The 18,260-nt window shown below is 67.5% G+C and carries 18 protein-coding genes; 3 read left to right on the top strand and 15 right to left on the bottom strand.

Annotation, left to right across the window (positions count from 1 at the left end; genetic code table 11):
* The first annotated feature begins 16 nt into the window (after positions 1-16).
* Positions 17-2,131, top strand: coding sequence for a TonB-dependent receptor (locus KZ686_RS17880; protein ID WP_265634616.1), 2,115 nt, complete (start codon positions 17-19; stop codon positions 2,129-2,131).
* Positions 2,132-2,235: 104 nt separating this feature from the next.
* Here the strand turns inward: KZ686_RS17880 and KZ686_RS17885 are convergent, their stop codons facing one another.
* A complete protein-coding gene (locus KZ686_RS17885; RefSeq protein WP_407648593.1) occupies positions 2,236-3,585 on the bottom strand; it encodes a type II toxin-antitoxin system HipA family toxin in 1,350 nt (449 codons plus the stop codon).
* Positions 3,586-3,587: 2 nt separating this feature from the next.
* A complete protein-coding gene (locus KZ686_RS17890; protein WP_149319899.1) occupies positions 3,588-3,881 on the bottom strand; it encodes a helix-turn-helix domain-containing protein in 294 nt (97 codons plus the stop codon).
* 257 nt (positions 3,882-4,138) lie between these two features.
* On the opposite strand from KZ686_RS17890, the gene KZ686_RS25480 reads away from it, so the two are divergent.
* On the top strand, positions 4,139-4,534 hold the full coding sequence (locus tag KZ686_RS25480) for a hypothetical protein (RefSeq protein WP_322784958.1): 396 nt from the start codon (positions 4,139-4,141) through the stop codon (positions 4,532-4,534).
* A gap of 22 nt (positions 4,535-4,556) precedes the next feature.
* On the top strand, positions 4,557-4,907 hold the full coding sequence (locus KZ686_RS17900) for a helix-turn-helix domain-containing protein (protein ID WP_265634621.1): 351 nt from the start codon (positions 4,557-4,559) through the stop codon (positions 4,905-4,907).
* Between the two features lie 99 nt (positions 4,908-5,006).
* On the opposite strand, the gene KZ686_RS17905 is transcribed toward KZ686_RS17900, so the two are convergent.
* From KZ686_RS17905 to KZ686_RS17965, 13 genes are all read right to left on the bottom strand, one after another.
* The gene (locus tag KZ686_RS17905) at positions 5,007-6,377 is read right to left on the bottom strand and encodes a sigma 54-interacting transcriptional regulator (protein WP_149319898.1); all 1,371 of its coding nucleotides are present in this window, start codon (positions 6,375-6,377) and stop codon (positions 5,007-5,009) included.
* A gap of 49 nt (positions 6,378-6,426) precedes the next feature.
* The gene (locus KZ686_RS17910) at positions 6,427-8,067 is read right to left on the bottom strand and encodes a TadG family pilus assembly protein (RefSeq protein WP_265634623.1); all 1,641 of its coding nucleotides are present in this window, start codon (positions 8,065-8,067) and stop codon (positions 6,427-6,429) included.
* Positions 8,068-8,136: 69 nt separating this feature from the next.
* Positions 8,137-8,493 (bottom strand): DUF3613 domain-containing protein, encoded by a 357-nt coding sequence (locus KZ686_RS17915; RefSeq protein ID WP_265634625.1) that lies wholly within the window; start codon positions 8,491-8,493, stop codon positions 8,137-8,139.
* Between the two features lie 76 nt (positions 8,494-8,569).
* On the bottom strand, positions 8,570-9,394 hold the full coding sequence (locus KZ686_RS17920) for a tetratricopeptide repeat protein (protein WP_187829297.1): 825 nt from the start codon (positions 9,392-9,394) through the stop codon (positions 8,570-8,572).
* A 158-nt stretch (positions 9,395-9,552) separates the two neighbouring features.
* Entirely contained in the window at positions 9,553-10,731 is a 1,179-nt protein-coding gene (locus KZ686_RS17925) for a type II secretion system F family protein (protein WP_265634628.1), read from the bottom strand.
* A 10-nt stretch (positions 10,732-10,741) separates the two neighbouring features.
* Positions 10,742-11,668 (bottom strand): type II secretion system F family protein, encoded by a 927-nt coding sequence (locus tag KZ686_RS17930; RefSeq protein ID WP_265634630.1) that lies wholly within the window; start codon positions 11,666-11,668, stop codon positions 10,742-10,744.
* Positions 11,661-12,986: a CpaF family protein gene (locus tag KZ686_RS17935; protein ID WP_149319895.1), complete on the bottom strand. Its 1,326-nt coding sequence runs from the start codon at positions 12,984-12,986 to the stop codon at positions 11,661-11,663. Before KZ686_RS17935 ends, KZ686_RS17930 begins: the two co-directional genes overlap by 8 nt.
* A gap of 1 nt (position 12,987) precedes the next feature.
* Complete coding sequence (locus tag KZ686_RS17940; RefSeq protein WP_265634632.1) at positions 12,988-14,253, bottom strand: AAA family ATPase; 1,266 nt, start codon at positions 14,251-14,253, stop codon at positions 12,988-12,990.
* 14 nt (positions 14,254-14,267) lie between these two features.
* Positions 14,268-15,797, bottom strand: coding sequence for a type II and III secretion system protein family protein (locus KZ686_RS17945; protein WP_265634634.1), 1,530 nt, complete (start codon positions 15,795-15,797; stop codon positions 14,268-14,270).
* 10 nt (positions 15,798-15,807) lie between these two features.
* Positions 15,808-16,752, bottom strand: coding sequence for a Flp pilus assembly protein CpaB (gene cpaB / locus KZ686_RS17950; protein WP_226105066.1), 945 nt, complete (start codon positions 16,750-16,752; stop codon positions 15,808-15,810).
* Between the two features lie 76 nt (positions 16,753-16,828).
* Positions 16,829-17,302 carry a TadE/TadG family type IV pilus assembly protein gene (locus KZ686_RS17955; protein ID WP_223819606.1) on the bottom strand — a complete coding sequence of 158 codons (474 nt, stop codon included), beginning with the start codon at positions 17,300-17,302 and terminating at the stop codon, positions 16,829-16,831.
* 53 nt (positions 17,303-17,355) lie between these two features.
* On the bottom strand, positions 17,356-17,868 hold the full coding sequence (locus KZ686_RS17960; RefSeq protein ID WP_322784959.1) for an A24 family peptidase: 513 nt from the start codon (positions 17,866-17,868) through the stop codon (positions 17,356-17,358).
* 18 nt (positions 17,869-17,886) lie between these two features.
* Entirely contained in the window at positions 17,887-18,069 is a 183-nt protein-coding gene (locus KZ686_RS17965) for a Flp family type IVb pilin (protein WP_226105064.1), read from the bottom strand.
* Positions 18,070-18,260 lie beyond the last annotated feature (191 nt).

Consider the following 18,260-nt stretch of genomic DNA (forward strand, 5'->3'; position numbering starts at 1 on the left):
ACCGCATGTCCTTGCCATGGCGGTCGCCGGGGCCCTGCCGCTGACGGCCCTGGCGCAAGCCCAGTCCTCCACCGCCGCGGAGTCGGCGGAAACCCTGCCCGAGGTCACCGTCCGCGCCGAGACGACGCCGGACCAGCCGCCGCCCGCCTATGCCGGCGGCCAGGTGGCGCGCGGCGGCCGGCTTGGCATTCTTGGCAATCAGGACATGATGGACGTGCCGTTCAGCATCACGGCATACACCGCCGAGACCATCCAGAACCAGCAGGCGCGCAGCGTCGCCGATGTCCTCGCGAACGATCCCGGCGTGCGCAGCAGCCTGGGTTTCGGCAATTTCTCCGAGACGTTCGTGATCCGTGGCTTCCAGCTGAATGGCGACGACATCGGCTACAACGGCCTCTATGGCATCGCCCCGCGCCAGCTCGTGGCCGTCGAGGGGCTCGATCGGGTCGAGGTCTTCCGCGGCGCCAGCGCCTTTCTGAACGGCGTCACGCCGACCGGCACGGGCATCGGCGGCAGCATCAACCTGGTTCCCAAGTTTGCGCCCTACCAGCCGCTGACCCAGGCCACCATCGACTACACCAGCCAGGGCCGAGCCGGTGGCCATGTCGACATCGGCCGCCGCTTCGGCGAGGACCAGCGTTGGGGCGTGCGCATCAATGCGCTGGCGCGCGGCGGCGAGGCAGCCATCGACGACGAGCGCCGCCAGCAGCGCCTGTTCACCGCGGGCCTCGATTACCAGGGCGACAAGCTGCGCGTGTCGGCCGACTTCGGTTACCAGAAGCAGACCATTCGACAGGGCCGGCCGATGGTGTCGCTGACGGGCACCACGCTGCCCGCCGTGCCGTCGGCGCGCGCCAACTTCGCGCAGGCCTGGACCGATTCGATGCTGGAGGACACCTACGGCACGCTGCGCGCCGAATACGACGTCGCGCCCGACTGGACCACCTATCTCGCGGCCGGCGCGCACCACACGAACGAGTTCGGCAACTATTCCTCGCTGACGGTGAACGGGAGCGGCGTCGGGACCGCGGCGCGGCTGACGGTGCCGTACAAGTCCAACACCACCTCCGAGGAAGTCGGCGTGCGCGGCGCCTTCCATACCGGGCCGGTCAAGCATCGGATCAATCTGGCGTGGTCGGGCATGCAATCGGTCAAGCGCACGGCCTACGAGATGTCGGGCCGTTTCGCTACCGGCCTGTACGACCCGGTGCAGACGCCGCGGCCCGGCACCACGCTGACCGGCGGCGACATGGCCAACCCCGGCGTCACCGGCAGGACCAACCTCAGCGGGTTCGCCATCTCGGACACGCTGTCCTTCCTCGACGACCGCGTGCTGCTGACCGCCGGCGTGCGGCAGCAGAACCTGAGCGTGCGCGGCTACAGCTATATGGGCGTGCAACAGTCGAATTACGACGAGTCGGCCACGTCGCCGGCCTTCGGGCTGGTGGTCAAGCCGACGCGCCAGATCTCGCTGTATGCCAACTACATTCAGGGCCTGGCGCAAGGACCGACCGCGCCGAATACGGCGGCCAACCGCGGCGAAGTGTTCCCGCCGATCAAGTCCAGGCAGGTCGAGGCCGGCGTCAAGTGGGACGCCGGCAAGTTCGGCAGCACGCTGGCCGTCTATCAGATCGAGCAGCCGTCCGGCATCCTGCAGGGCGATGTGTATTCGCTGGCCGGCGAGCAGCGCAATCGGGGCATCGAACTGAGCGGCTTCGGTGAACCGCTGCCCGGCATCCGCCTGCTGGCCGGCCTGGCCTATATCGACGCCAGGTTGAACCGTACCGGCACGCCGGCGAACGATGGCAACAAGGCGGTCGGCGTACCCAACTACACGCTCAATGTCGGCGCGGAGTGGGACATCCCTGGCGTGCCGGGCTTCACCGTATCGGGCCGCTATCTGCAGACGGGACGCCAGTATCTGGACGTGGCGAACCGGGTCAGCCTGCCGTCGTGGCGACGCTTCGACCTGGGCGCCCGCTATACCTTCAAGGCGGCGCAGCAGCGCTACACGCTGCGCGCCGGCATCGAGAACGTCGCGGGCAAGGCGTATTGGGCGTCCGCATATGGCGGTTACCTGATCATGGGCGCCCCGCGCACCTTCAAGGTCGCCATGACGGTGGACTTCTGAGACGGCGGCGCGCCGCTCATGAAGACCTCATGACGATGGCGCGCTGAAGGGCTCCGCCCGCCCGGCGTTACCCGGGGCATTACCCTAGGCATTACCCCGGGGCGCTACCCGGCAAGCCTTTCGGCCTCCGCCAACATCCCATCGAGGACGCAATCGGCGAGCCGTTCGGGGAAGTCCGCCGGCAACTGCGCCCGCACCGCCTGAGCCACCGCCGGGGCGCGTTCTGCGAGGTCTTCCACCACATACCGTGCCGGCCGTCCGTCGGGCGTCAGTACGCCATGCCGCTCGCCGAGGGCCACCCAATGCCGGCGCTCGATTTCGCGCATCTTGTAGTGTGCGTTCTGCGACCGGACCGCCATGGCCATCCTGATCTTGAACGGAGAGAGCCGGCCCGGGGCTTCGCCGATGATGGGATGGGCCGACAGCACGTCGTAGAGCGGAGTCAGCTGATACCGCCCTTCCGGGCGCAGGAACAGGCTGAAGTTCTTTGCGTGCCCATCGGGTGCGCGCAGCATCCAGAAAATGACCTGTGCCTGGAAGAAGGTCCTGCGGTCCTGCTCGCGCGTCATCGACCCCGCGAGCGTGTCCATGATGGTGTCGATGCCCGGGCCGCCATCGGCTTCGTACTTCGCCGTCGGCGGCACGCCTTTCGCCTGGCACATGTCCTCTTGCGGCAGGCGGACGAGGCGGCTGTCGCCCGCCGGGCCCTGCCACCAGACGCGGTCGAATCGCTGCACGCTGAGCGCCTTCATGTCCTCGAACCGCACCAGCTCGCAACTGGCCACCGGCAAGCCGAATTCCTTCATGACGAGCGAGCACAGCCACTCGTTCTCCACCGATTCGCTCAGGTCCAGTTTCAGCCCGCCCACCAGGCCAAGCGGCAGCTTCAGGATGTGCGTGGTTGGCGTCTGGCCATGCGGCAGGCACCACGCGCCGTTGTGATACAGCAGCGCGGTCTTCTCCTGCGCGCCGGCAATCGAGATGCGGAACTCGTCCTCGTCGTGAACGATGCTCAGCGGCGCCGGCGCCAGCGTGCCGCGCAGCACCTGTGCGACCTGCGCCTCGGTCAGCGGCTCGGCTTGTACCGCCTGCCCCGCGGCTGGCGACGCACCGTCCGGCAGCAGCTGCAGCGCGCCCACGCAGTCGCGGCCGATCTCGGCAAGCAGATCGAAGGCGTCGATCGAGCCGGTGCGATACCGCCGCGCAATGCGCTCGCGGATTTCCCGGGTATCCGGCAGCAGGTTCTCGAAATAGGCCCGCACCTTCTCGCCGCGGTGGGGCGAGTTGCCGGGGATGAAGGGCAAGGACAGGGACAAAGGCCGTCCCTGTTCGGAGGCCACCCACTCGGGGGCGTATTCCAGCGTGTCCCCCGCATGAGGATGGAACCGCCACGTGCCGACGAAGGCGCCGTTCATCCACAGGCCGAGCGCGCGAGTGTGCGACCGTCGCCCCATTGTCACCAGGCCTGCGTGGTCGACGACGCCTCGCCGCTATTGCTGTCGCTATGGCTGTCGCTATTGCCGGGTGACGGAGCCTCCTTGCGCAGCACGAACTCGACGCCAAGGATGCCGAGCAGGCGCATGAGCCGTTCGACGCTGATGCGCGCGGCGTTGCGTTCCAGCGCAGACAAGGTCTGCTGGCTGACGCCCATGCGCATTGCGGCCTCGGCTTGCGTCAGACCTGCTTCCTTGCGGAACGCTTGAAGCAACTGCGGTAACTGGTCGGACGTTCGGACGGTGAAGTTGCGCATACGGGCCTCGGCTGTCTTCCTGCTTTACAACGGATCGATTGTATTTCAGATTTACTGGCTTTCCTTTGTATCCAAAGAATACTCGCTTCAAGCAGTAAAACAAGGATACAGCTTTTGGCGCGTAAAAATGTCGCGTGGGCAACGCCTCAGGCCGAGCCACACAGATCGTGTGCCTCGTCAACAATTTTTCCTTGCATCCTCGCCGATACTGTATATCCTTACAGTACCTGTACAAACATACAGTTGCGGGAGTGCCCATGGAAGACCTGATCCGGATTCAGAACGAATACGACCGTCTCGTCCTTCGGTGGCTGCGCCAACAGGTCGGTGACGACGCGGTGCGGCTCGCTGCCAGGCGCCTGAACGGCGAATCCAAGCCCTATGTGTCCGAAGTCTGCCGTGCGCTGGACATTCGTCCGCCGGCGCGCAGTGCCTTCCGCATGGAAACGACGCGGGCCAACCGGGCCGTCGGCGAACGCTATCTGGCGCGCATCCGGCAGATCCTGTCCGGCTCATCGGCAGATGGCCACCGGGCTGCGGATACGGCCTCCCGCTCGCGGCACGCGCCCGCGCAACCCGCCCTGCCTTTCGGCCAGGGTTTTGTCTTCGGCGGCGGGCTGTCCGTGCGCGAGCCGACGGCGGGCGCGCGATGAATGTGATGACGAGTTACCGAAGATGCAGCAAGGCCCAGATCCCGACGTCCTCCTGAACCTGAAAAAGATGAACTTCCGGCTGCATTTCGGCGGGGCGCTGCGGGCCGCGCGCACTGCCAGAGGCTTGTCGCAGCAGGCGTTCGGCACCGTATCGAGCCGCACCTATGTCAGCAGCCTGGAGCGTGGGCAGAAGAGCCCGACGCTGGACAAGGTGGCGCAGATCGCCAGTGTCCTCGGCCTGCATCCGCTGACGCTGCACGCGTACGCCTTCTTGCGCGAGCCGACGCCGGAAGAACGGATCGTGCTGCTGCGGACGATCCGGGCGGAGTTGCGGCAATTGCTGGAGCACGAGGCGGCGAAGCGGAGTCGGTAAAAATCGGCAGCCCTGTCCCGATATCGCGCCAAGGCGTGGCCGCGTGGCCGCGTGGCCGCATGGCCGCATGGCCGCATGGCGGCGCGGACCGGCCCACGCTCAGGCCGGTTCCGCCTCGTTGTCGGCAATCTGGAACTTGCGCATCTTCTCCCACAGCACCTTGCGGCTGATGCCGAGGCTGGCGGCCGTGTCCTGGCGGCGCCAGCCGTTGGCATCGAGCGCGGCGATGATGCGGCGACGTTCTTCGACCTCGGTGCGCCAGTCGACGCCGCGGTCATTGCCCTCGAACGCCCCGGGCCGCAGCGCGCGGAATAACGGGCGAATGCGATCCTGGTCCCACAGGCCGTCGTGCTGCACCACGATCGCGACGCGCTCCGCCAGATTGCGCAACTCCCGTACGTTGCCGGCGAAGTAAGCGGTACCAACGGCGCCCTTGAGCCAGTCCGGCATCGGCGGCAGTGCCTCGTAGCCGGACCGTCCGAGAATCTGCCGCAGGAAGGCCTCGAGCAGTCCGACCTTGTCGGCGGCGCCCCGCTCCTCCAGGCTCGGAATCCGCAGTTCGATGACGGCCAGCCGGAAATACAGATCCGCGCGGAACTTGCCTTGCCCGACCGCCTCGCGCAGGTCCTTGTTGGTCGCGGCGACCAGGCGGAAATTGAGCTTGACCGGCAGCGTCGAGCCAAGCCGCGTGACGACGTTCTCCTCCAGCACGCGCAACAGCTTGACCTGCTGGAACAGCGGCAGATCGGCGATTTCGTCGAGGAACAGCGTGCCGCCGTTGGCCTGCTCGAAGTAGCCGCGGTGCGCATACATCGCGCCGGTGAACGCGCCCTTGGCGTGGCCGAAGAACTGCGATTCAAATAGCCCGTCGGGAATCGCGCCGCAGTTGACGGCGACGAACGGCCCCTTGCCATAGAGGCTATGCCGCTCATGGAAGAGCCGGGCGATGCGTTCCTTGCCCGCACCGGTCTCGCCATACAGCATCACGTTGCTGTCGAAGTCGGCGTAGGTGTCGACATGCGACATCAACTGCTGCATCGCCGGCGAGCCGGCCACCAGCTCGGCGATCTCCGGCTGCACCTCGCTGGCCGCGAGCAGTTGCGGCAGCAGCTTGCCGAGTTGGGCACGCAGGTCGGCGCCGGTGAAATCGTCCGACAGGATGTGTGCGTATTCCGGCGGAAAGCGGCCCGGATCGTTCTCTCGCGTGGGCGCAGCGACCCAGATCACGGGCATGCCGTGCACCGCCTCCCAATCCAGCGCGGTGAACTTGGCGGCGCCGATCACCGACACGCTGATGATCGCCACCGACAGTTTCAGGCGCGGCTCGGTCGGCAAGCCTTCGAGCCCACCGGCGCGGATCACTTCGGCGCCAAGCGGCGCGAGAAAGCGGGCTACGCGGTCGGCAAATTCGTACTTGCCTTCCCATACGTAGACTTCGAGATTTTCGTAGGCCCAGCGGTCTGTTTTCATGGCGATGCTGCAATTGCCGCGCGGCGGCTGGTCGTATTCATGTCGCGGTTCAATAGACGAGTCTGGTGTTGTCGCAATCGACGTCGTGAACCCAGAGGTCGGCGTTGCTTAATTGGATGCCGAGGGCGGCCAGCAGGCCGTCGAGGGTGGGGCCAAGCAGGCCGAATATCACGGAGCTCAGGGCGCTGACGATGCCGCCGAGTTTCAGATCCAGGTTGGCGATCGGGATGCCAACTGGAGCGACGATGAGCTTCACGTCGAGATTGCGCGCCAGACTTTCGACCAATGCCGCCAATTGGCCTTGGGAGGCGGTCGAGGTCTGCTCGCCAGGCGCAAGCGTCGACGTCATACCGTTGCCCGGGATGGTTTGCTGTTTGGGGCTGGCCGTGATCTTGATACCCGCAAGGTTAGTGACAACGACATCCGAGGTAGCACACTGGCTCAAATCGTCGCGGGCAAGACAAACCGTCGCCGCTGTGGTTACCGTGTTGAGGGTCGCTCGGCGGTCTGATCGCGCAGCGGCACAGCGCATGCCCGTCAGCGCGGAGTGAGCAGTACCAAGTTGCACGCGCAGTGGCAGATTCACCGATATCAAGGAGCCACCAAGAATCTCTCCACCAAGGTTCAACCTCACACCGAGATCGACCTGCGACGTTCGTGCGGTGGTCTCCCAACCCATTGGATCGGTGCTGGATGCCCGCACCGGCCCCACCGCCATGCGAGGTGGCTCGACGATCTGCAACGCCAATTGCGTGCCGGGCAATAGTGGGACCGCGCCAGCCAGATCGACCGCTGCCCCTTTGTTCGCAACCTGCGCCGCCAGCATCAACAACTCCGCCACATTGAGCCCCACATCCGCCGCCGACGACATCGCCGGCGCCAGCACGCCGAGGTCGAGCACTCGTCCGACACTTAGCCCCGCCGCCAGGGCTCGCGCATCGATGATCCCGGGCATTCCACCCAGCATCGCGTTGAGCAGCGACTCCTTGTTCGCGGCACGGAGCACCAGCGCATAGAAGCGCGATAGCGACAAGTCGGCGTTCAACAATTCGTCGACCGTGCCGAGGCCGGCCTCAAGCCGCAACTGGTCCAGCGTCACGCGTGTATCGACCAGCCCCTGCCAGTCCGCGGCCGACAGGCTGATGGTATTGCCGAGCAGCAGCGCCAGCGCGCTGCGCGACGATTCGAAATTGAGCAACCCGCTGCCGACAGAGAACGATGCGACAGGCGGGCTGGCGTTGCCGATCGCCTCGGCGCGCAGCCGCCGTCCGTCGCCGCCGGGGAGCCCGAACAGGATCGGCACCGTCTGCGACACCACGACCCGCACCGCGTTCGGAGACAACCGCGCCGGGTCGAAACTGCCGCGGAAATGACGGCCATCGGCAGCGGCAGCCGCATCGTTGGGATCCCACACGCCCGCGCAGACGGCCATGCCGTCTTCGCCCCCGGGGCTGGCGCCGCAGTCTTGGCGCGCCGCGCCGGTAAAACCGTTCTGGCCCGCTGACGCCTGTGCCGCCGCCAACGCGCGTTCGGTCATCGCCGCGTTGGTGTCGGCCCGTCGCAGTTGCTGGGCGGCGGCCAGCGCCGCCATGTCGGCAACCGACTGCAGCTGCCGTTGCCGGTAGAAAACATGGCCGACGTCGATGGACACCAGCGCGGCCATGCCGATGGTGGCGAGCAGCACCACCATCAGAATGCTGACCGCACCGCGCGATTGCGCGCGTGTGCTGCGTGTCCTGCTACGCCGAGCCATCATCATTTACCGCGAGGGCGTCAATCCGAGCAGGCTGACGCCGCTGCCGCCGCTCGGCTGGCCGACGAAACGCTCGGGAATCGGGTGCTGGAAGCTCTTCAGATAGCGCGCATGCGCCAGCGCGGCCTGTTCGCCCGGCATGGGGAGCATGGCGCCGGCCTGGCTGCCTTCGCGCTGGATTGCCAGCAGGCTGCGTGTGTCGGTGCCGATGGCGGTGTTCGATGGTTTCTGGATTTGCGCGACTGCGCCTGTGTCCGGGCTGGCCGGCGCCATGGTTTGCGCTCCGGCAACGGGCAGCCAGCTCGCGGCACACAAGGCGATTGCGGCCGTACTCGCGATGCGCGACGGTCTCATGATGTTCATGCACTTCTCCTCTTGCTGTCCGCTTGCTGTCCCGTCCCTGCCAGCTTGCCGTCGATCGCGGATCGTCTCGCGATGATCACGGTGCGCTGGCCGGGTTCTGTGCCGCGCCCTCGCCCGGCTGCGCGGCCGTTGTCAGCGCGATGCGCTGCGGCTTGGGCGGCCGTGCACCGCCAACCCGTGAAGCCGCGCGCTCCTGCCGCGCTGCCTCGCGCGCGATGCGGTCCGCCTCCTGCGCGATCGCCTTGCGGGTCGCCGCCGACATCGACGCGCGCTCCATCAGTGCGGTCGCCTGGTCGCGCTGGCGGTTTGCCAGCATCCACACGGCGGCATTGCTGACGATGCGGGGATTCGCCCCATCGAGCTGCAGGGCCTGCATTACCGGCACGCGGGCCTGCTGCAACTGTCCGGCGCGCATCAGCGCATAGCCCAGGTCGCTCGCCACCAGGGCATTGGTCGGATCGCGCGACAACGACGCTTCGAGCTGCGTCACCGCTTCGCCGAAATCGCCGCTGCGGCCGGCCAGCAGGCCGAGGCCGTGATAGGCCCGCGCGGCGTAACCGGTGCCCAGCAGATTCCGGTAGGCGACCGCGGCGGCCTCGTCCTGTTCGGTTTCGCGCAGCGCATCGGCGCGCAGCATCGCCACGTCGGCGTTGTCGCCGAAGCGTTGCTGATAGGCGTCGAGATGCGCGAGCGAGGCGTAGTACAGCCCCTGCTGCTGCATCCGCTCGATCAGTCCGCGGTACACGGCCCGATCGTCGTACTGCTCCTGCGCCTGCTTGTCCTGCAGCTTGGACAGCGCGATCTGTGCGTCGGCCTGCTTGCTCATCAGCGAGGCCGGGTCGCTGGTGGTGGCGCAGCCGGCGGCGAGCCAACTTGCGGTAGCGACGGTAACCGCGGTCAATGTCCGACGCCAACGCGTTGCCACGGGCAGAAGACTGCCCTCTCCCCCGGCCCCTCTCTCGCGCGCGGGAGAGGAGAGAAAACACGCCGCCACATGCCTCTCCCTCGCGGTAGAAGGAAGAAAACATGCCACCGCACGTAGCGCGCTAGCAAACACCGTCATTGCATATCTCCAGCAAACTTCGCCAGCATCCGGATCACGCCAAGGAACCCCGGTCCCGCGGTCACGATCAGCAGCACCGGCAGCAGGCTGACCACCATCACGCCGGTCATCTTCACCGTCAGGCGGCCGACCTTTTCCTTCAGGCGCATCTTGCGCGCCTCCTGCAGCCGCAGGCCGAACAGCTTCAGCGGCTCCTGCACCGCGCCGCCGAAGCGATCCACCTGGTTCAGCAGCATGATCAGATTGCGCAGGTCCTCGCTCTCGAACAGCTTGCCGATGCGTTGCAGCGTCTGCTCGCGCGAGCGGCCGGAGGCGAACTGGTCGTTGGCGCGTTTCAGTTCGGGACCCAGCACGGGCAGCATGCTGCCGAACTCGGTCACGATCAGCTGCAGGCTCTGGTCGATCGACATGCCGACGCCTTGCAGCAGCCGCAGCATGTCGACCAGCACCGGCAGTTCGTCGTCGAGCTGGCGCATCCGGCCGGCGGCGCGCCGACGCAACACCGACTTGAACGCGAGAAAGGACACCGCGAAGCCGCCGAACGCGGTAAACACCGCGCCCTGCAGCGATTCCGGCAGCCGCCACAGCATCAGCACCGCGGCGATGAGCAGCGGCACACAGAGTCGCAGGCCGCCGAAGATGGCGCGGGCCTTGGGGCCATACCAGCCGCACTGTTCCAGCAAGCGGAGTTCTTCAGGGCCGACGATGGCCTTGCCGATTGGACTGGCCAGCCAGCGTTCGTCGAAGCGGCCGCCGAGCTGGGCGCCCAGGCGCGCCCGTGCTCCGCCGGGGCCGCCCACACCGCCCACACCCACACCACCCGCACCCACACCACCCGCACCCACACCACCCGCACGGCCCGCGCCCGCGGCCGGCGCTGTCGACGCTCCCGACGCATTGACCGCGCCGGTTGCTGCGGCGGACGCGTTCGCCGCCGGCATCGCACCTTGACGCCCGGCAGCAGGCACCGCTCCGCCCGACGACGCCGCCCCGGGCTCACCCACGGCCGTCTTCACACCCTGCCCCGCCGCCGCCCCCTGCCGCGCCAGCGCGGCGTCCAGCGTGCGCGCCGAGCGCCAGCGCAGCCACCACTGTTGCAACAGCGGCAGGGCGAGCGCCGCCACACCGAGCGCGGCGATCAGCAGGCTGAGAGCGATCAGGCTGTCACGGTTCATCGCATCGCCCCTATACCGAACGCGCCAGCCGATACAGCAGCAGCGCGCCGACGATCTCCAGCCCGAACGCCGCCATCAGCATCAGGCGGCCCGACGGATCGTTCCACATCATCAGCAGGTAGCCGGCATTGAACACGAACATCAGTCCGGCCACGACCACCGGCAGCAAACCCAGGATCCACGCCGACATCCGCGTTTCCGCCGACAGCGCCGACAGTTCGCGCTGCGCCTGCTCGCGGTCGCGCATATAGGCGGCGGTGCGTTCCATCACGATGTCGGCGCGGCCGCCGTAGCGCGTGGCGAGCCGCAGCACCGAGGCCAGCAGGATCAGTTCGTCGAAGCGATAGCTGCGCGCGACCTGCATCACCGCCTGGTCCAGTTCCTTGCCGGCGCGCTGCAGATGCACCGCTTGCACCAGGCACTGGCGCAGCGGCAGTTCGGTATTGCCGATCGCATGCTGGAACGCCGCCGGTACCGCGCTGCCGATCGTCATCAGCCGCACCACGCCATCGAGAAACCCCGGCAGCTGCTCGCACAGGCGCTGATGAAAACGGATCGTGCGGCGCCACAACAGGCAGGCACAGATGGCAAGGCAGACCACCGCCATCGCGGCGGCCGCGACAAACCCGCCGCCGATCAAGGCCGCGGCGCACAGCAGCAGCGGTGGCCCGCCCCACAGCAGATAGGTGCGGCGCGTCGGCTCGAGGTCCGCGCGGCGCAGCAGATCGGCCCAGCGGCGCTTGAAGTCGCGTGGCCCGGTGACGGGAGGCAGCTCGGCCGCGGACGCATAACGGGAACGTACCTGTTCGGTCTGCGCCCGTACGAAAGCCCGCGCCGCCTCGCGCTGCGCACGCGTGCCGGCCTGCGCCAGCAACAGCAGGCCGGCGCCGAGCAGCAGCAAGGCGACGGCGGCGATGGCCAGGCCGGCGCTAGACATCGAAGCGGCCCAGCGGATCGTCCATGCCGAAACCGGCCTGGCGCAGGCGCGCCAGCTTGGGCGAATGTGGCAGGATGCCGAGCGACTGCCAGCGGTCTACCTCGACGCCATCCGGTCCGATATACGGGTCGTGGCGATACAGTTCCTGCGTGGTGACGATGTTGTCGCCCATGCCGGTCACCTCGGTGATCGACAGGATGCGGCGCTTGCCGTTCGACAGCCGGCCGATCTGCACGATGAAGTCGATCGCATTGGCGATCTGCCGGCGCAGGCTGACCTCGCTGCCCTGGAAGCCGGCGAAGCCCGCCAGCATCTCGAGCCGGTACAGGCACTCGCGCGGGCTGCTCGCGTGGATGGTGCCCATCGAGCCATCGTGGCCCGTGCTCATCGCCTGCAGCATCTCCAGCACCTCGCCGCCGCGCACTTCGCCGACGATGATCCGGTCCGGCCGCATGCGCAGGCTGTTGCGCAGCAGGTCGCGGATCGACACCACGCCGGTGCCCTCGAATCCGCCGGGCCGGCTTTCGAGGCGGACCACGTGGGGATGGTTCAGCGCCAGTTCGGCGGTGTCTTCGATGGTGATCACACGCTCGCTGTCCGGCACGAAGATCGCCAGCGCGTTCAGCAGCGAGGTCTTGCCCGAGCTGGTGCCGCCGCTGACCAGGATATTGCAGCGCGCCTTGACCGCGGCCTCCAGCAGATCGCCGATCTCCTGGTTCATGGTGCCCAGCCCCAGCAGCGCCTCCGGCGTCAGCGGGTCCTTGCGGAACTTGCGGATCGACACCACCGGCCCCTGCAGCGCCAGCGGCGGGATCACGACGTTGATGCGGCCGCCGTCGGGCAGCCGGGCATCGACCATCGGATTCGATTCGTCGAGGCGCCGGCCGATCGGCGCCAGGATCCGGCGCACGATGCGCAGCAGATGCCCGGCATCCGCAAAGCGCACCGGGATGCGTTCGAGCATGCCGTGGCGTGACACGTAGACGTCGAGATGGCCATTGACCAGGATGTCCTCGACCGCGGGATCGTTCAGCAGGTCCTCGATCGGACCGAAGCCCGCCAGCTCCTTGGTCAGCGCCTCGGCGATCTGGTGCAGTTCGGCCTCGTTGATCGGAATCCGGCGCAAGCGCGTGAAGCTTTCCAGTTCGAGATCGACGAAGCGCTGGATGGCGGTGCGCGACCAGCGGCCGAACTCCGCGCCCAGTTCCTCGATGCGCGTCAGCAGGTGCTCGTGCGCGGCTTCCTTGATCGTGTGGAATTCCTGCGAGGTCGGAAACGGCGCGGCGGCGTTGTCGGAGAATTCGATCGGTTGCGTCATCTCAATGGTCTGCCTTGTTCTTGCCTGCTGCATGGCCCAGGCGCAGCCGCTGCACCGCCTGCGCGATCGGCTCCAGCCATCCGGGGCCTGAGGCGCGCGCTTCGCAGCGGTAGCCGAGGCGCTCGAGCATCGGCGCCAGCGCGCGGACGTAAGGAGCGGCGGGCTGCCGGTCGGCCAGCACCACGCCGCTGTTCATCGCGGCCAGCATCGTCTCGCGGCAATCGGGCAGCGTGCCGGCCAGCGGCAGCTCGAGCCGCTGCGCGATCTGCTCCGCGTCGAGACCGAGCCGTGCCTGATAGCGGGACACCACCAGCCGCATCGACTCGCGGCCCGCCTCGCGACGGCCCAGTTCCTCCAGCAGCTCGGCCGCCGACACGATCGCCGCGACGCTCTGCTCGGCCACCACCAGCACCTCGTCGGCGACCTTGATCAGCTGGGCCATGAAGTCGAGATTGCTGAAGCCGCCCAGGTCGATTACCTGCAGATCGAAATGGCTGCGCAGGGTGCCGAGCAGCGACAGCGCCTCCGAGAACGAGATGTCGCGCAGTTCGGCCAGCGTCTGCGGCAGCGGCAGCACCGCGACGCCACCGGCATGCCGGGTCAGCGCGGTCTGCACGAAGACCTGGTCGAACCGGCGCAGATTGCGCACGGCCTCGACGAAGTGGAAGCCCGGCGCGACGTTGGTGTACAGAGCGCCGTCCCGCGCCGGCAAGCCGAGGTCGAGCAGCAGCACCTCGCCGTTCTGCCGGCGCCGCGCGGCCACCGCGAGATTGGTGGCCAGCGTGGTCGCGCCCACGCCGGGCCGCGCGCCGAGCACCGCCAGCACCTTGCCGCGGCGCGCCGGCCGCACGACCTCGCGCGTGGCCAGCAGCCGCTGCACCGTGGCAATCGCATTGGCGGCGGGCGAGCGCATGTCGACGAAGTCCTTCACGCCTGCACGCAGCGCCGCCAGCATCAGCTCGGGCTCCTGCGCCTCGCCCAGGGCGACCAGCGGCAGGTTCGGGAACAGCCGGGCCAGTTGCTGGCCGAGCCGGGTCGAGGCCTGGGCATGCTCCGCGCTGAAATGCAGGAACACGATACCGGGATTGGCGGTGCCGATGCGCTCGACGATGCCGTCGCGCGAGGGGTCGACGCCATCTACCGCATGCACCTGGCCCAGCGGCGCCAGCGCGCGTTCGAGCCAGCGCCGCGGCGCCTCGCCGGTGGTGTTTAACAGGAAGGTCGCATTGCTGGCCACGGGGGCCGCATCGATGGGGGGCAGCGTCATGTCCATGCCTTCCTCTACCTCGAAAAGCCCGGCAAGGCCGGATCGACCAGTTCGCCGCCGAGGAACTTGCCCCAGACCGGTGGATTGGCGGAGGTGCGGCCGTCGCCCCCGACCCGCGCCGCCGCGCTCGAACCCTTCGCCAGCGGTCGCACCAGGTGCGGCGTGACGATGATCACCAGTTCGCGGTCTTCCTGGTGGAAGTTCAGGTTCTTGAAGAAGGCGCCGATCAGCGGCAGGTCGCCGAGCACCGGCACCTTGTCGATATTGCTGACCGTATTGCGGCTGACCAGGCCGCCGATCACGAAGCTCTCGCCATCGCCCAGTTCGACCGTGGTGTCGGCGCGGCGCGTGACGATGGCCGGGATCGTCGCGCCGTTCATCACGATGCCGCGCGAGGGATCGAGGTCGCTGGCTTCGGGCGCGACCTTCAGTGCGATGCGGTCCGGCGACAGCACCGTCGGCGTGACGGTCAGCCCGATGCCGAACTGCTTGTAATGGATCGTGGTCGTGCCCAGCGCCTGCGGTACGGGGATCGGGATCTCGCCGCCGGCGAGGAAGCTTGCGCTCTGGCCGGACAGCGCCACCAGGCTCGGCTCGGCGAGGATGCGCGCCATGCCGTTGCCTTCGAGCAGGCTCAGGTTAGCGAAGATGCCGTGGCTCATCGAGGCCGCGACCAGGTTGAAGGCGCTGCTGATCGGCGCGGTCGATTCCGTGGCAAGGCCGCCGCCGGTGTTGCTGCCGCCCGGCCGCGGCGTGAATGTGGCCCTGGTCAGCGTGGACGGCGAGAAGCTGCCGAACGCGAAGCCGGAGCGGTTGCGATAGAAATTGAAGCCGGCCTGCTTCAGCACGTTCTTGCTGATCTCGACCACGCGCACGTCGACCTGCACGGTGCCGCTGACCGGCACGGTCGAGCGGTCGATCACCGGACCGTTGCCCACCGTCGCGCGCGCCGCCTGTTGCGCGCCTGCGGCGGCCGCGGCATCGGCGGACTGGCCGCGGATGATGGCGCCCTGCCCCGCGACGTCGATCTGCGCGCCCTGGCCGTCGGAGGCCATCGCATCGACCTGCACCGCGTAGCGGATCGGCGCCTCGCCGGACGGCCACACCATCAGATCGGTATTGCCGGGCTTGCGTGCGACCAGCAGTACGGCGGTGCTGGCGCCGCGCGATTTGAGCAGCAGCGCGTCGGCGACGTCGGGGTTGCCGATGGCGATGCGTTCGAGCTGCCGGCCGATACGGATTTCGCGCTGCGCGCCGACGGCGAGGGTCACACGCTGCGACGGCCCTTGCGCGGTGGGCTCGGCGCGATCGCTGACTTGATCGCCGGCCTGAGCGCTGCCCTGCGCGCTGCCCGGAGCGTTTGCCGGCGCGCGGGATGGCGCAGGCTGCGCGCCCAGCGGCGCGGGGCCGAGCAGGCTTGCCGCCAATAGCAGCGCGGTCAGCGTACGGGATTGGCGCGGCCGGTGGAATGACTTCATGTGGAAGGACACAGCGGGAAAGGCATGGAAGTGGAATCGACGCGCCGTCGGCAGCGGGGAGGTCATCGTCGTGTCCCTATTCGATGGCGCGCTTGCCGGCGCGGATCACTTCGACACCGGCAGGCGAGGCCGCGGCGGCGGGCCTGGCCTGTGCGATCTGCGGCGGCTCGGGGCGCGCGACGGGCGTGCGCGGCTTGGACGCACCGCCGGCGAGGCCGGCCAGCGCGACCCCGGCCGCGGCGCGGTCGGCCGGCTCCAGCGCATCGGCGCTGGCCAGTCCGCCGCCGCGCGTGGCCATGGCAGGCGCGGGCTCTGCGAAGAGCGTCTCGCTCGGCATGCCGTCATCGTGCGGATTGCGCAGCGCCAGCACCAGGCGGCCCGCCTGCTGCGCCATCGTCAGCTTGCTGACCTGCGCCAGCGGCACCGTCAGGACCGCGGTCTTGGCGCCTTCGCGGCGGTTCATCATCTGTTCGGGTGCGCCTTCGCGCGAATCGTTGACGGCGTTTACGCCATACGCCAGTACGCGCAGCCTGGAAAGCAGCAAGCGGGCCTGGCTGCCGTCGATTTCCTGACTGTCCCGCCGCAGTACGAGGAACACGTCGACAAGGTCGCCCGGCCGCACGCGATGCCCCACACCGATGACCTCGTCGACGGCAATGGCGACCGCGCGCTCGCCTTCAGGCACCTGTGAGGCAAGACCGCCGGCCAGTTGGCCCTCCAGCACCGGCACATTGGCACCGAGCGCCACCAGCGGAATCTGGCCCGCCACCGCATCAACGGACTTGTAGCCGCCCGTCGGATCGATCGGCAGCATCTCCACCCTCAATGCATCTGCACTCAAGGGCTTGCCGGCCTCCACGGGCCTGGTGGTGATCACGACCGGATGCAAGGCCGCGGGCGATGAAGCCGGATGCACGGGCGGTTTGGCGGGCCCCCGCCCGACCTGCCAGGCAAGCAGCGCGAGCAGCCCTGCCAAGGCCAGCAGCACGATGGCAACGATTCGGATCTGTTTGCTGGTCATGGGAGATGTCCGTGCATGGCGTGGAATTCGCGCACTATGTCATTGGGGTAGAAAAGGTGCCGCGACATGTTGGTGCTCAGATATCGGGCGCCAATTGCGCGACGGCACTGCCCATCAGCGTTTCGGGAACGGGCACGAAGGGAATGCGCGGCAGGATGTTGGCGGCCGGCAGGCGCAACGTCACGCTGACGCAGATTGCGTCGGCCGGCGCGCTGCAGGGTGCCGCCGACGCGAGATTGCCGGCGGAAGCAAGATTTGACTTGATGCTGGCAGGCAGCGCGGCAAGCGCGGTGTCGGCAGCCGCTGCCACGCGCAAGTCCTTGGATGCGGCAATACTGCCGTCGACGGCGCCACTGGGGTAGCGCAACGCCGCGCGCGCGCCTTCGGCCGCGGCCAGCGTCAACACCTGCTCGAGGACCAGGATCATGCCGTAGTAGACAATGCCCAGCACCAGTGCGAGCAGCACAGGCAAGACCACGGCGAATTCCAGCGCGGCGATGCCTCGCGCGCGGGCTCGCGATGGCATAAGCCCCCTTTTCCCCAGTTTCATGCATTCATCCGGTTTGTCTTATGTTGGCGCCAACCGGTGGCGCATATCGCTCTTCAGGAACTGCCTTGCCCAACCGATAGCCATAGCAGCACCCCGATGGCAAGGTACGCGGCATAGGGAATGCCTCGAGTTCGCGCCACGGTCTCCGGGCGCAATGCATCGAATACGCCGAAACGGCGTTGCCACTGCCCCATGGCAATCCCGAACCACCCGACGACCGCCGAATGACGAAGCGCAAGAACGGCGCAAGCATGGACGAACGCCAGCAATGTGCCGACCAGCCATACCGGCAGCAAGCCCGACGGCCCGATGAACAGTCCCACTACCGCGAAGAACTTCACGTCGCCGGCGCCCATGCGGCCGAGCAGGTAAGCCGGCAGCATGATCGCAAACCCGATCGCGAATCCGAGCGCGCGCGTTCCCAGCGGCAACGACGCGTCGTAGCCGAGAGACAGCACGAGACCGGCCGCAATCAGCGCGCACGCCAATGCGAGGTTCGGTACTTTGCGGTAGTGAAAGTCAGTCCAAAGGGTCGTCACGCAGAGCAGCGTGACGAGCAGCGTCATGAGGAATGCGCTGCTTCTTCAGGGCGCCTTGACGTTGTTCGTGACCCAGGTCGCCAAGTTGGTAAAGGCAGTGCTGAGATTAGTGCCGAGGGACTTTGCCCCGGTGGCGACCGCCAGCGCGATAAGACCCGCGATCAGACCATATTCAATGGCCGTCGCCCCCCGCTCGTCCCGAATGAAACGCAAGAACCCCTGTTTCATGATGACCGCTCCTTCTTTATTGCTAGTTATCCCAACACTTTGGATACCGCGTCGATCCGCGCGATCGCCTGGCTCTAATGGCTTGGCTGATCTCGTGCAGCAAGTATCCGTGTTGTTTTTATAAAGGAATTTTTTAATTTCAGCTACATCCGTTTGCTGTCTTGACAAAAGTTTTCAGTTGCCCCGATTGA

It is taken from the genome of Cupriavidus cauae (assembly GCF_026210475.1).
GTDB lineage: Bacteria > Pseudomonadota > Gammaproteobacteria > Burkholderiales > Burkholderiaceae > Cupriavidus > Cupriavidus cauae.

Coding starts and splice junctions, on each gene's coding strand:
- KZ686_RS17880 (WP_265634616.1), top strand. CDS start 17: ATGGCGGTCGCCGGGGCCCTGCCGCTGACGGCCCTGGCGCAAGCCCAG.
- KZ686_RS17885 (WP_407648593.1), bottom strand. CDS start 3,585: ATGGGGCGACGGTCGCACACTCGCGCGCTCGGCCTGTGGATGAACGGC.
- KZ686_RS17890 (WP_149319899.1), bottom strand. CDS start 3,881: ATGCGCAACTTCACCGTCCGAACGTCCGACCAGTTACCGCAGTTGCTT.
- KZ686_RS25480 (WP_322784958.1), top strand. CDS start 4,139: ATGGAAGACCTGATCCGGATTCAGAACGAATACGACCGTCTCGTCCTT.
- KZ686_RS17900 (WP_265634621.1), top strand. CDS start 4,557: ATGCAGCAAGGCCCAGATCCCGACGTCCTCCTGAACCTGAAAAAGATG.
- KZ686_RS17905 (WP_149319898.1), bottom strand. CDS start 6,377: ATGAAAACAGACCGCTGGGCCTACGAAAATCTCGAAGTCTACGTATGG.
- KZ686_RS17910 (WP_265634623.1), bottom strand. CDS start 8,067: ATGGTGGTGCTGCTCGCCACCATCGGCATGGCCGCGCTGGTGTCCATC.
- KZ686_RS17915 (WP_265634625.1), bottom strand. CDS start 8,493: ATGAACATCATGAGACCGTCGCGCATCGCGAGTACGGCCGCAATCGCC.
- KZ686_RS17925 (WP_265634628.1), bottom strand. CDS start 10,731: ATGAACCGTGACAGCCTGATCGCTCTCAGCCTGCTGATCGCCGCGCTC.
- KZ686_RS17930 (WP_265634630.1), bottom strand. CDS start 11,668: ATGTCTAGCGCCGGCCTGGCCATCGCCGCCGTCGCCTTGCTGCTGCTC.
- KZ686_RS17935 (WP_149319895.1), bottom strand. CDS start 12,986: ATGACGCAACCGATCGAATTCTCCGACAACGCCGCCGCGCCGTTTCCG.
- KZ686_RS17940 (WP_265634632.1), bottom strand. CDS start 14,253: ATGACGCTGCCCCCCATCGATGCGGCCCCCGTGGCCAGCAATGCGACC.
- KZ686_RS17945 (WP_265634634.1), bottom strand. CDS start 15,797: ATGACCTCCCCGCTGCCGACGGCGCGTCGATTCCACTTCCATGCCTTT.
- cpaB (WP_226105066.1), bottom strand. CDS start 16,752: ATGACCAGCAAACAGATCCGAATCGTTGCCATCGTGCTGCTGGCCTTG.
- KZ686_RS17955 (WP_223819606.1), bottom strand. CDS start 17,302: ATGAAACTGGGGAAAAGGGGGCTTATGCCATCGCGAGCCCGCGCGCGA.
- KZ686_RS17960 (WP_322784959.1), bottom strand. CDS start 17,868: ATGACGCTGCTCGTCACGCTGCTCTGCGTGACGACCCTTTGGACTGAC.
- KZ686_RS17965 (WP_226105064.1), bottom strand. CDS start 18,069: ATGAAACAGGGGTTCTTGCGTTTCATTCGGGACGAGCGGGGGGCGACG.